This window comes from Arthrobacter sp. SD76, from assembly GCF_049726125.1.
Taxonomy (GTDB): Bacteria; Actinomycetota; Actinomycetes; order Actinomycetales; family Micrococcaceae; genus Arthrobacter; species Arthrobacter nitrophenolicus.
This window is the reverse complement of record NZ_JBNBLR010000001.1, coordinates 1,984,863-1,997,434: the sequence shown is the minus strand read 5'-3', so window position 1 is coordinate 1,997,434 and position 12,572 is coordinate 1,984,863. Positions and strand designations below refer to the sequence as shown.

Annotated in this window: 6 protein-coding genes and 4 pseudogenes; 5 read left to right on the top strand and 5 right to left on the bottom strand. The window is 67.2% G+C overall.

Annotated features, from left to right (window positions below; translation table 11 throughout):
- The first annotated feature begins 35 nt into the window (after window positions 1-35).
- From ACPEE0_RS09935 to ACPEE0_RS09925, 3 genes and pseudogenes are all read left to right on the top strand, one after another.
- The gene (locus ACPEE0_RS09935; protein WP_424574415.1) at window positions 36-1,592 is read left to right on the top strand and encodes a circularly permuted type 2 ATP-grasp protein; all 1,557 of its coding nucleotides are present in this window, start codon (window positions 36-38) and stop codon (window positions 1,590-1,592) included.
- Window positions 1,593-1,651: 59 nt separating this feature from the next.
- Window positions 1,652-2,576 (top strand): annotated as a pseudogene (locus ACPEE0_RS09930) (alpha-E domain-containing protein).
- Window positions 2,573-3,424 carry a transglutaminase family protein gene (locus ACPEE0_RS09925; protein WP_133347023.1) on the top strand — a complete coding sequence of 284 codons (852 nt, stop codon included), beginning with the start codon at window positions 2,573-2,575 and terminating at the stop codon, window positions 3,422-3,424. The pseudogene ACPEE0_RS09930 and the gene ACPEE0_RS09925 overlap by 4 nt, the downstream one beginning before the upstream one ends.
- A gap of 49 nt (window positions 3,425-3,473) precedes the next feature.
- Here ACPEE0_RS09925 and ACPEE0_RS09920 read toward each other — a convergent pair whose 3' ends face one another.
- The 3 genes from ACPEE0_RS09920 to glgC all read right to left on the bottom strand — a co-directional run bounded on the left by ACPEE0_RS09920 (window position 3,474) and on the right by glgC (window position 6,921).
- Window positions 3,474-3,959 (bottom strand): pyridoxamine 5'-phosphate oxidase family protein, encoded by a 486-nt coding sequence (locus ACPEE0_RS09920; protein ID WP_424574414.1) that lies wholly within the window; start codon window positions 3,957-3,959, stop codon window positions 3,474-3,476.
- Between the two features lie 15 nt (window positions 3,960-3,974).
- Entirely contained in the window at window positions 3,975-5,426 is a 1,452-nt protein-coding gene (locus ACPEE0_RS09915; RefSeq protein ID WP_009358290.1) for an SDR family NAD(P)-dependent oxidoreductase, read from the bottom strand.
- Between the two features lie 85 nt (window positions 5,427-5,511).
- Window positions 5,512-6,921 (bottom strand): glucose-1-phosphate adenylyltransferase, encoded by a 1,410-nt coding sequence (gene glgC / locus ACPEE0_RS09910; protein WP_424574413.1) that lies wholly within the window; start codon window positions 6,919-6,921, stop codon window positions 5,512-5,514.
- 101 nt (window positions 6,922-7,022) lie between these two features.
- Between glgC and glgA the strand changes: the two genes are divergently transcribed.
- Window positions 7,023-8,228, top strand: coding sequence for a glycogen synthase (gene glgA / locus ACPEE0_RS09905; protein ID WP_133347029.1), 1,206 nt, complete (start codon window positions 7,023-7,025; stop codon window positions 8,226-8,228).
- Between the two features lie 89 nt (window positions 8,229-8,317).
- On the opposite strand, the pseudogene ACPEE0_RS09900 reads toward glgA, so the two are convergent.
- Together ACPEE0_RS09900 and ACPEE0_RS09895 are read right to left on the bottom strand one after the other, a co-directional pair.
- Window positions 8,318-10,425: pseudogene (locus ACPEE0_RS09900) on the bottom strand (acyl-CoA dehydrogenase).
- Between the two features lies 1 nt (window position 10,426).
- Window positions 10,427-11,150, bottom strand: a pseudogene (locus ACPEE0_RS09895) (TetR/AcrR family transcriptional regulator).
- 61 nt (window positions 11,151-11,211) lie between these two features.
- On the opposite strand from ACPEE0_RS09895, the pseudogene ACPEE0_RS09890 reads away from it, so the two are divergent.
- A pseudogene (locus ACPEE0_RS09890) lies at window positions 11,212-12,571 on the top strand (acetyl-CoA C-acetyltransferase).
- Window position 12,572: the final 1 nt, after the last annotated feature.

Sequence of the window (12,572 nt, the reverse complement as noted above, 5' to 3'; positions counted from 1 at the left end):
TGAGTTCGAAACAAAAAGATGGTTGGCTATTGGGCATGCCAGACCTATTCCAGGACTACTCCGAGGCCGCAGCCCGGACCGGAGCCTACGATGAGATGTTCGCCCCAGGCCAGCAGGCACGGGACTCGTACGGGCAGGTGGCAGACGCACTCCGCAAGCTCTCCCTGGCTGACGTCAGTGCCCGCGCCGACTCGATGGCCCGCACCTTCCTGGACCGTGGCGTCACCTTCGACTTCGCGGGGGAGGAGCGCCCCTTCCCGCTGGACATCGTGCCGCGGGTCATCCCCGCCGCCGAGTGGGATGTCCTGGAGCGCGGCGTCGCGCAGCGCGTGCGCGCGCTGGAAGCGTTCCTCAACGACGTGTACGACAAAATGACCGTGGTGTCCGACGGCGTGATCCCCCGCCAGCTGGTAACCACCAGCGCGCACTTCCACCGGCAGGTCCACGGCTTCGAACCGGCGGGCGGCGTCCGCGTGCACATCTCGGGCATCGACGTGGTGCGTGACGCTGCCGGGACGTTCCGGGTCCTGGAGGACAACGTGCGCGTCCCCTCGGGCGTCAGCTACGTCCTGGAGAACCGCCGCGCCATGGCCAAGGGCCTGCCCGAAGCGTTCGGCCAGCAGCTCATCCGCCCGGTGGAGGAGTACCCCCGCCGGCTCCTGTCGGCCCTGCGCAAGACCGCGCCGGCCGGCGTCGACGACCCCACCGTGGTGGTCCTGACCCCCGGTGTGTTCAACAGCGCCTACTTTGAGCACACGCTGCTCGCGGGCCTGATGGGCGTGGAGCTGGTGGAGGGCCGTGACCTGATCTGCCGCGGAAACCGCGTGTACATGCGCACCACCGCCGGTGAGCAGCGCGTGGACGTCATCTACAAGCGGATCGATGACGACTTCCTGGACCCCCTGCAGTTCCGCGCCGATTCCATGCTCGGCTGCCCGGGCCTGGTCAACGCCGCCCGCGCCGGCGGGGTCACCATCGCCAACGCCGTGGGCAACGGCGTCGCGGACGACAAACTGGTCTACAGTTACGTTCCTGACCTGATCCGCTACTACCTCGGCGAGGAGCCCATCATCGCGAACGTGGACACGTTCCGCCTCGAGGAGAAGGAAGCCCGGGAGTACACCCTGGACAACCTGGCCGAGCTGGTGGTCAAGCCGGTGGACGGCTCCGGCGGCAAGGGCCTCGTGATCGGCCCGGACGCCTCCAACGACGAGCTGGACGCGCTCCGCCAGCGGATCATCAGTGACCCCCGCGGCTGGATCGCCCAGCCGGTGCTCCAGCTGTCCACCGTGCCCACCCTCAGCGGCGACAAGTTCGGTCCCCGCCACGTGGACCTGCGCCCCTTTGCGGTGAACGACGGCGACAACGTCTGGGTGCTGCCCGGCGGCCTGACCCGCGTGGCGCTGAAGGAAGGGTCGCTGATCGTGAATTCCAGCCAGGGCGGCGGCTCCAAGGACACCTGGGTCCTTGCCGATTCGCCGCAGATGCCCGTGGAAACCGTTCCCCGGCCCTCCATCTCGGTGCGCGAGCGGGTCTCCGTCTGGCCGGTGGAGAGCAACTGGCGCGACCGCCAGTCGGAGCAGCAGCAGTGAGCCGGGATGCAACCCGGCAGACGTCTTTTCCCTTTCGGGCCCGCAGGAGGTAGCCGCGAATGCTTAGCCGAATTGCCGAATCCCTGTTCTGGATCGGCCGCTACGTGGAGCGGGCGGACGGCACCGCACGCATCCTGGACGTCCACCTGGAGCGGTTGAACCACCTGCCCATGGAAGAACGCAAGAGCGTGGCCCAGGAACTCCTGGCCGTCATGGGCGCCCGGCCGCAGAACGAGGACTTCGGGCTCCCGGAACTGCTGCACGCCCTGGCGTACGACAAGACCAGTGCCACGTCCATCGCCGGCTCCCTCGGAGCTGCCCGCGAGAACGCACGGCGTGCCCGCGAAACAGTGTCCTCCGGTCTCTGGGAGAGCCTCAACACCACGTACTACGGGCTGAGCCAGCACCGCAAGGACGTGGTGGGCACCTACCGGTTCTGCAACTGGACGTTGGAACGTACCGCCATGGTCAGCGGCCTGGCGGACACCACGGTGAGCCATGACGAGAGCTGGCTGTTCCTGGTGCTGGGCCGCTCCCTGGAACGCGCGGACATGACCGCCCGCATGCTGTCCACCCGGGACGTGCTGTCCGCGGGCATGTCCTGGGTGAACATGCTCCGCTGCGCCGGCGCCTACGAGTCCTTCCTCCGGACCCGCCGGGCGGCCTTCGGCGACCAGCATGCGGCCGAGTTCCTCCTGCTGGACCGGCTGTTCCCCGCTCCATCGTCTACGCCCTGCGCGACGCCGACGAATGCCTGGCCAACTCGACCCCTCCGCGCAGCGGGTGGGCTTCATCAACGACGCCCGCCGGATCGTGGGCCAGGCCCGCACGTTCCTTGAGTTCCACCGCACCGACGACCTCATGTCCGAGCTGCCGGAACACATGGAGCGCGTGCAGAAGGCAGTGTCGCAGGCATCGGACGCCATTTCCCGTAAGTACTTCAATCAGGCGGATGAACTGGCCTGGGTGGGAGAAGTTTCATGACCCGGCTGAGCATCGCCCACAAGACGGCGTACAAGTACAACAAGCGCGTCACCCTGTCCTACAACGAGGCCAGGATGACGCCGCTGACGGACTCCCAGCAGGTGGTGCTGGAGTCGGTGGTGAAGGTCTCGCCGTCGCAGGCTGCCGTCAGCACCTACCGCGACTACTGGGGCACCCGGGTCACGGCCTTCGACATGCAGATGCCGCATGAGCACCTGGAGGTGGTCTCCAACATCACCGTCGAGGTCCACCGGGCCGAGAAGATCCCGTCCGAGGCGGACATCGTGGACTGGGACGTCCTGGCGTCGCCGGACACGCTGAACACGTTCAGCGACTGGCTGCCGCAGTCCCGGCTCAGCGGCCCCGGCGAGGAGGTCCTGGGAATCATCCCGCAGGTGGTTGCCGGGAAGAACCCGCACGAGGCCGCCATGGCCATCTTCGCGTGGATGCGCGGCGAGATGACGTACATGTCCGGTTCCACCGGCGTCACCACCAACGCCGAAGAGGCGTGGGGCCAGCGCCAGGGCGTCTGCCAGGACCTGGCCCACCTTGCGATCGGTGCGCTGCGCAGCTGCGGCATACCGGCCCGCTACGTCTCCGGCTACCTGCACCCGCGCTCCAGCGCCGGCATCGGGGAGACTGTCGCCGGACAGTCCCACGCCTGGCTGGAGTGGTGGGACGGCGAATGGCGGAGCTGGGACCCCACCAACCACAAGCCCGCCGGCGACTTCCACGTCACCGTGGCACGGGGGCGTGACTACCGCGACGTCTCCCCGCTCAAGGGCATCCTGTCCGGCGGCGGCGGGTCGGCCCTGAGCGTGAGCGTGGAGATCACCCAGCTCGCCTGACCGGGCCCGGCTCCGGGCTCCTGTTCCGCGCTCGGGATTCCTGGCGGGCTTATTCCGGCCAGGACTTCGCGGCGCTGCTGTGCTGGGTCCACCAGGTCAGGGGATCTGTCACCTTGAACCGGCGTCCGGTCACGCTGTCCGGGGTGATCCGGACGAAGGCATCCTTGTGCCCGGCCTGCCAGGGGAAGAGGTACAGCCGGGCGGTGTCCAGGACTTCCTCGGTGCCCCTGACCACGGCGGAGGTGCCCTTGAGCACCACGCTCCACGCCATCCCGGTCGAGGGATCCACGCCGTCGGCTTCAAGCGCCACGGCAGAGTCGCCCGACGCGCCGGACAGCTTGGTGCCTTCGCCGGTACGGAACACCACTGTGCCGCCGTCCACGGTGTAGTTGATGGGGAAGATGTCCGGGCGCCCGTCGACCACGATGGCGAGCCTGCCGACGGATACCGTCCGGAGCATGGCCCAGCATTCATGGTGTTCAAGGTTCTGCACGGCGGACGATGGCTCTTCAGTGGAAGCTGGCTCGGCGTTCATGCCGCGAGCTTACCTCTACCAGGGGCTGGGTTTGTAGTCCTTCAGGAACACGCCGTACTGGTCCTCGCCGTTCTCGCCCATGACAATGGGATCGTAGACGCGGGCAGCGCCGTCCACCAGGTCCAGGGGGGCATGGAAACCCTCCTCCATGAGCCGGACCTTGGTGAAATGCGGGCGTTCGTCGGTGATCCATCCGGTATCGACGGCGGTCATCAGGATCCCGTCCGTCTCCAGCATTTCCTGCGCACTGGTGCGTGTCATCATGTTCAGCGCAGCCTTGGCCATGTTGGTGTGCGGGTGCCCCGGGCCTTTGTAGGCGCGGGAGAACTGGCCTTCCATGGCGGAGACGTTGACAATGTACTTGCGCCGGGCGGTGGACCGTTTCATGGCTTCCCGCAGCCGGCTGACCAGCAGGAACGGCGCGGTGACGTTGCAGAGCTGCACTTCCAGCATTTCCAGCGGGTCCACCTCGTCCACCACCTGGGTCCAGCTGTTGATCGTGGCGAGGTCCGGCACCAGCCCGCCGGCGTCGATCGCCGTCCCGGACGCGATGCGTTCCAGTGAAGCGGAGCCGGTGGACAGTGCAAGGGATGTGATGGCGTCACCGGCCAGCACGGGATGCTCCGTGACGCTGCCGGCCAGGGCAAGCGGGTGCTTGTCGTGTGCGTGGCCGAAGGTCAGCAGCTCCGGACCGCCGTTGGACCGCTCCAGGGCAGCGGGCAGCGGCTCGTCCTCGGCATCCACCAGCGGCTTGTAGGCGTTGCCTGAGCGGCGGACGGTCTGGGCGGCGTTGTTAATGATGATGTCCAGCGGCCCTGCCTCATTGAGGGAGTCGGTGAGCGCCATGACCTGCGCGGGGTCCCGGAGGTCGATGCCCACAATGCGGAGCCGGTGCAGCCATTCCCCGCTGTCCTCCATGGCGGCGAAGCGTCGCGCGGCGTCCTTGGGGAAGCGCGTGGTGATGGTGGTGTGGGCGCCGTCGCGCAGCAGCCGCAGCGCAATGTACATCCCGATCTTCGCCCGGCCTCCGGTGAGCAGCGCCCGGCGCCCGGTCAGGTCGGTCCGGGCATCGCGCTTGCTGTGGCTGAAGGCAGCGCACTCCGGGCACAGCTGGTGGTAGAAGGCGTCCACCTGCGTGTAGTGCTGTTTGCAGATGTAGCAGGGCCGGGACCGGATGAGATGTCCGGCCACTTTCCCCGTGGCGGAAGGGGCAAGCTTGTTGCCGCGCGTTTCGTCGTCGATCCTGTCCGGCGCGGCGGTTGCCGTCTGGGCAAGGACGGCCCGGTCGGCTTCGGCGATGAGGTCCCGCTTGGTGACCCGGCGGTGCCGCTTGACGGCCTTGAACATCTTCCCGGTGGCGCGGCGCACCGAGATGTAGTCCGGGTGCTCCTCGTCATAGGCGTGGATGGTGTTCAGGACCTTGAGGCAGGCCTGGATTTCCTCAGGGGTCAGGTCGGGGGAGCTCATTAGGCTAATTTTACAGCCCGGAGCGGCACCTTAAACGCCGCCGGCGGCGCCCCCTTGGGGTGCCGCCGGCCGCGGAACAGCCAGTCTAGGAGAGCCGGGCGCGGGGACCGGCGTCGGCTGCCGCAGCTGCATGGGTCTGGGCCACCTTATCCACGGACTCCTGGACATCCGGGTACTGTGCCGCGGCGGCCTTGACCGCGTTGGGGACGAGGTGCAGGTTCCTGGCTGCCAGCTGCCTCTCCTCTTCGCCGGGCTCGGGAACTTTCTGGCCCTTGGCCAGGACGGTGATGCCGGACTCGGTGACCTTGAAGCCGCGCGCCCGGTCCAGGTCGGCGTCGAGTCCGATGGCTGCACCGGCGGGAACCTTGACGTTCTTGTCGATGATGGCCCTGTTGATGACCGCGCCCTCACCCACCTGCACCTTGTCCATCAGGACCGAGTCGATCACGCGGCTGCTCGTTGCCACGTAGACGTCGTTGGACAGGACGGATCCCTCCACCACGCCGCCGGAGATGACCACGCCGCTGGAGACGATGGAGTCGAGCGCCGTGCCCACGGTGTTGTTCTGGCCGCGGACAAACTTGGCGGGCGGGGAGATGCTCTGCCGGGTGTAGATGGGCCATTCGGAGTTGTAGAGGTTGAAGACCGGCAGCGGGGAGATCAGGTCCATGTGCGCGTCGTAGAAGGAGTCGATGGTTCCCACGTCGCGCCAGTAGGTGCGGTCCCGCTCGGTGGATCCCGGAATCTCGTTGAGCGTGAAGTCGTAGACGCCCGCCTCGCCCTGGTTGACGAAGTAGGGGATGATGTCCCCGCCCATGTCGTGCTTGGTGTCCAGCCGTTCGGCGTCCACGTGCAGGGCGTCCACCAGTGCGTCGGCGTCGAAGACGTAGTTGCCCATGGAGGCCAGGAACTGGGAGGGGTCGGCTGCAAGGCCGGGCGTGGAGGCGGGCTTCTCGACGAATGCGGCGATCTTCTGGGGGTCGTTCTGGTCCACCTCGATGACGCCGAACTGGTTGGCCATGTTGAGGGGCTGCCGGACGGCGGCCACGGTCGCCTTGGCGCCGCTGTTGACGTGCTGGGCAACCATCTGGGCGAAGTCCATGCGGTATACGTGGTCGGCGCCGACCACCACCACAATGTCCGGGTTGGCGTCGTGGATGAGGTTCAGGGACTGGTAGATGGCGTTGGCGCTGCCCAGGAACCAGCTCTTGCCGACGCGCTGCTGCGCCGGCACCGAGGCAACGTAGTTGCCCAGCTGGGTGGACATCCGCCAGGTCTCGGAGATATGCCGGTCGAGGCTGTGCGACTTGTACTGGGTCAGGACGACGATCTGGAGGTAGCGGGAATTCACCAGGTTGGACAGGGCGAAGTCGATAAGGCGGTAGCTGCCCGCAAAGGGCACCGCCGGTTTCGCGCGGTCTGCCGTCAGTGGCATCAGTCTGTTTCCCTCACCGCCTGCGAGGACAATGGCCAGGACTTTTTTGTTCAACGGCATAGTGGTCGCTCCTGTACGCCTTCGTATCTCCCCAAACAGTCCGGCATGCCCGGACTCCTTCACACTAGAACAGTTATGCGTGAAGGACTACCTTGGGTCTTGTGCGAATAGACATTGTGACTAAAGAGTTCCCGCCGGAGATCTACGGCGGCGCCGGGGTGCATGTGGCCGAATTGAGCAGGGTGCTTAGTAAGCACGTTGACCTGCAGGTTCGTGCTTTTGGGGCTCCCCGCGACGCCGATTACCATGGCGCCCATGTGACGTCCTACTCCGTGCCGGAGGATCTTGGCTCGGCCAACGCCGCCGTCCAGACACTCGGCGTTGACCTGCGGATCGTTCCGGACGTCGAGGGCGCGGACCTGGTCCATTCGCACACCTGGTACGCCAACATGGCAGGGCACCTGGCCTCACTGCTGCACGGCATCCCGCACGTCCTGAGCGCCCACAGCCTGGAGCCGCTCCGTCCGTGGAAGGCCGAACAGCTCGGCGGCGGCTACGCCCTCTCATCCTGGGTCGAGAAGACCGCCTACGAGGCAGCGGCGGCAATCATCGCCGTGTCCGAGGGCATGCGCCAGGACATCCTGCGCAGCTACCCCAGCGTGGACCCGGAGAAGGTCCGCGTGGTCCACAACGGCATCGACGTTGAACTGTGGAACCGGGACGAGAACGACGACGCCATCCGCGCCCTGGGCATCGACCCCGCCAAGCCGAGCGTCGTGTTTGTGGGCAGGAACACCCGCCAGAAGGGTGTGCCCTACCTCCTCCGGGCCGCAGCAAAGCTGCCTGACGACGTACAGCTGGTCCTGTGCCTCGGCGCGGCAGACACCCCGGAGCTGGCCGCCGAGACCGCGCGGCTGATCGAGGACCTGCAAAGCCAGCGGACCGGCGTCGTGCTCATTGAACGCATGCTGCCCCGGCACGAACTGATCCAGGTGCTCAGCCACGCCACCGCCTTCGCCTGCCCCTCCATCTACGAGCCGCTCGGCATCGTGAACCTCGAGGCGATGGCCTGCGGCGCTGCCGTGGTGGCCAGCGCCACGGGCGGCATCCCCGAAGTGGTTGAGCACGGCCAGACCGGCCTGCTGGTGGACCTGGAGCAGGTGACGGACGGCACCGGCACGCCGCTGGACCCGGACAAGTTCGTCAGCGAGTTCGCCGCGGCCCTCACCGAAGTCGTGTCGGACCCTGAACGCGCCCGCGCCATGGGCCAGGCTGGCCGGCTCCGTGCCGAGAAGCACTTCTCCTGGGAATCCATCACCGAAACCACCCTTGAGGTGTACCGCTCGGTGCTGCCCGCCGCGCACTGACCCTTCCTTCGACAGCACGACGGCGGCGCCGCTTCCCCGCTGGGGAGCGGCGCCGCCGTCGTTTCTCCGGTCAGCAGCCGTGGCCTGCGTCAGCTGTGGCGCCCGGCCGCGGTCCTGGCCAGCAGCACTTTTTCGTCCACGGCCGCCTTGCCGCTCGCCCGCTGGGCCCTGAAATGCGCCCGGGCTTCGTCCTGGCGGAGCTTCTCGGCGCCGGTTGCGACTGCTGCCCGGACATGCTCATCGCCGTAGCCGAAGGCATCCACCAGGTCCAGCGCGTGCGGGCGGATCTTCACCAGCAGCCGGTTGATGTACTCGCCCACCGTGCGGGCGCGCTGCATGGAGAGGCGGCCGTTCATGAGGTACCAGGACAGGTTCTTCTCGATCAGGCTGAGGCCGAAGAGGTCCCGCAGCCAGGTCAGCACCGTTTTGGTGCCGGGATCCGTGACGTCGCGGAGCGCCTCGGTGAAGGCCTCCCACTGGAGCAGTTCGGCATGGGCCTGGGCTGCGTCGATCAGTTCGTTCTGGTGCCGGTTGAACAGGGCGGCCCCCTTTTCCTGGGAGAGCCTGTTGCTGCCTTTCAGCGCGGATGCCGCCTCGGCCACCATGGTCTGTACCCGGTCGGTGAGGAGGGCACGCTGGCCTTCCTCGTCACGCAGGGCGATCGCCGCTTTCTGCACCGACCCGGTATCCGCCATGAACTGGGCCACCTGGCGCAGCCCCGTGCGGTGGATGGCAGTGCCGGTCGCCTGGCCCACCACGTACCGGGCCAGGACACCGAAGTCCACGCTGCGGAATTCCTTCGCGTAGTCGGCCAGGAGCCGTTTCGCCACCAGCTGCAGCAGGACGGTGTTGTCCCCTCGAAGGTGGCGTAGACGTCCAGGTCCGCCCGCAGCGAGGCGAACCGGTTCTCGATCAGGAAACCGGCACCGCCGCAGGCTTCGCGGCATTCCTGCAGGGTGTCGAGGGCATGCCAGGTACTGAGCGGTTTCAGTGCCGCGGCGAGGGTCTCCAGGTCCTGGCGGTCTGCGTCGGTGTCGGTGGCGCCGGAGAAGACGTCGTCGAACTTCTGCAGGAGCTGTTCGTGGGCGAAACCGGCGGCGTACGTGGTGGCGAGCCGGGTGAACAGCCGCCGCTGGTGGCGCTGGTAGTCAAGCAGGACTTCCTCGTCCGTGTGGCTGGACGCGTTGAACTGGCGGCGCTCGGCGGCGTAGTGGACGGCTGCCTTGAGGGCGACCTTGGAGGCCGCCACTGCCGCCCCGTCCAGGGAGACCCGCCCCTGGACCAGGGTGCCGAGCATGGTGAAGAACCGGCGGCCCGGGCTCGCAATGGGGGACGAGTAGGTGCCGTCGGGGGCCACGTCACCGTAGCGGTTCAGCAGGTTGGTGCGGGGGATGCGGACGTTCGTGAAGTGCAGCCGGCCGTTGTCGATGCCGTTAAGCCCGCCCTTGACGCCGTCATCCTCACCGCCGATGCCTGGAAGGAATTCCTTCGTCCGGGGGTCGCGAAGGTCAACGTAGAAGGCATGGACGCCATGGTTGACGCCCCGGGTAATGAGCTGGGCAAACACCACTGCTCCCAGCCCGTCGATGGCAGCGTTTCCGATGTAGTCCTTCCAGGCGGCGCGGAAGGGGGTGTGCACCACAAACTCTTCGGTTTCCGGGTGGTACGTGGCGGTGGTGGCAATGCTGGCCACATCGGAGCCGTGCCCCGTTTCGGTCATGGCGAAGCAGCCCGGGATTTCCAGGCTCATGATGCCGGGAAGCCATGTGGCGTGGTGCTCCTCGGTGCCCAGGTGCATGACGGCCGAACCGAAGAGGCCCCACTGCACGCCTGCCTTGATCTGCAGGGACGGGTCGGCGACCACGAGTTCCTCAAAGCCGGCGATGTTTCCGCCATGGTCGTCCGAGCCGCCCAGGGCGGACGGGAAGGCACGGTGGACGGCGCTGTTGTCCACCAGGTACTTCAGCTGCCCGGACACCCGGGCGCGGTGCTCGGTGTGCGGCATCCCCTCGATCTTGTGCAGTTCGGGGCGTCCTGCCAGGTCCCTTGACTGCAGCCGGACAGCCGCCCACTTGCCGAGGAGCTGCCGGCCCAGTGCGTCTACGTTGACCGCAGGCTGGGCGTGGTCGGTTACGGGGTGGGCCGTGGTGGCAGGCTTGTGGCCCTTGCCGGCGGGGCGGTCCACTACTTCGGTCATGTCAATATCCTTTGCTGGTGCTGACAGGCGGTTTGGTGGTGCTTGAAGGGGTCAGTTCGGGGGCTATGCCGACGCACAGCCAGGCGGTGATCTGCCGTGCAATGGCTTCCTGGCCCGGCTTTGCGGGGGGAGTCGGGCGTGCTCAGCCATTGTTCGCCCGCATTGCGGACCAGGCCGATTGCCGCCTTGGGCCAGTAACCGATGACGGATTCCTTGCCATCGCCCAGATGCGAGCGCATGGGCGTGGCGATCATCTCCGCCACGGCGTCGAAGAAGTGTCCCAGGGCGCCGGAGACAGGGCCTCCCGCGGCATTGTCCGCAGACTCCGCAGCCGCGGAACGGGTGACGAAGGTGTAGACGTTCTGGCTCGTGTCGGCCATCTGCAGGTAGGCCGACACCATGGCCAGCAGCCCTTCCCGGGGCGTCAGGGCGCTTTGGGCGGCCTCCCGGATACGGCGCTGCATCTGGTCGAGCACTACTTCGCCCACGGCCTGCTGCAGACCGGCCTTGTCTCCGAAGTACCGGTAGAAGACCGACTTGGATGTGCCCGCGGCCGCGGCGATGTCTTCCATGGAGGCGTCGCTGCCCAGCGCGTGCACCGCACGACGCGCCTGCTTGATCAGCTGGCGCCGCCGCTCCTCCCGGTGGGTCTGCCAGCGTGCCGATCTGCCGTCAGCACTTGCCCCGGCAGGTGACGCGTCAAGGGAGGAGTCCGAAATATTCACGATACCCAGCGTATCAGGTACGCTGGGTATCGGTAATCGCTTGTGACCAGAGGAGACAGCCATGTCCATTGACGGACAGTCCATCAACGGCCCCGCAACACCAGGCGCCGCAGCCAGTTCCAACCCTGCCCTCCGCAGGGCTGTCGTTGTGGGAGGCAACAGGATTCCGTTTGCCCGCTCCGGTGCCGCCTACGCCAAGTCCTCCAACAGGACATGCTGACGGCAGCCCTGGACGGCCTGATCGCACGCTTCGGGCTCCAGGATGAGCGCCTCGGTGAAGTGGCCGCCGGCGCGGTCCTGAAGCACTCCAGGGACTTCAACCTCACCCGCGAGGCAGTCCTGGGTTCGGCCCTGTCCCCGGAGACGCCCGCCTACGACCTGCAGCAGGCATGCGCCACTGGACTGGAAACCGTGGTGGGGCTTTCGAACAAGATCAAGCTGGGCCAGATCGACTCGGCAATTGCCGGCGGCGTCGACTCCGCTTCTGACGCGCCCGTGGTGGTGAGCGAGGGGCTTCGGGAAGTGATCCTGGACCTCAACCGCGCGAAGACCCTTCCGCAGCGGCTCCAGATCCTCAGCCGCCTTCGGCCCAAGGACCTGGCCCCGCTGGCGCCGGGAACCGCTGAACCGCGGACGGGGCTTTCAATGGGGGAACACCAGGCGCTTACCACGGCGCAGTGGAAGATCTCCCGTGAGGCGCAGGACGAGGTGGCCCTGAACAGCCACCGGAACCTTGCCGCGGCCTACGATTCCGGATTCTTCGACGACCTCGTCACGCCCTACCGCGGGCTGACGCGGGATGGCAACCTTCGGGCTGACACCTCCATGGAAAAGCTGGCGTCCCTGAAGCCGGTCTTCGGCAGGAGCCTGGGCGCCGACGCGACCATGACCGCCGGCAACTCCACCCCGTTGACGGACGGCGCCTCCACGGTCCTGCTGGCCTCGGACGAGTGGGCCGACGCCCGCGACCTTCCCAAGCTCGCAGCTGTGGTGGACGCCGAGGCCGCCGCGGTGGACTTTGTGCATGGCAAGGACGGGCTGCTGATGGCGCCGGTCTTCGCCGTGCCCCGGCTGCTGGGCCGGCACAACCTCACCCTGGCGGACATCGACTACTTCGAGATCCATGAAGCCTTTGCAGCGACGGTTCTGAGCACGCTTGCCGCGTGGAGGACGAGGAATTCGGCCGGACACGGCTCGGCCTGGACGGCGCATACGGCAAAATCGACCGGGCACGCCTCAACGTCAACGGATCGTCGCTGGCGGCCGGCCACCCGTTCGCCGCTACCGGCGGCCGGATTGTGGCCTCGCTCGCCAAACTGCTCCACGAAAAGGGCAGCGTTGACGGACGTCCGGCCCGGGGCCTGGTCTCTGTCTGCGCGGCCGGCGGTCAGGGCGTCGTCGCTCTCCTCGAATCGCTGTAGG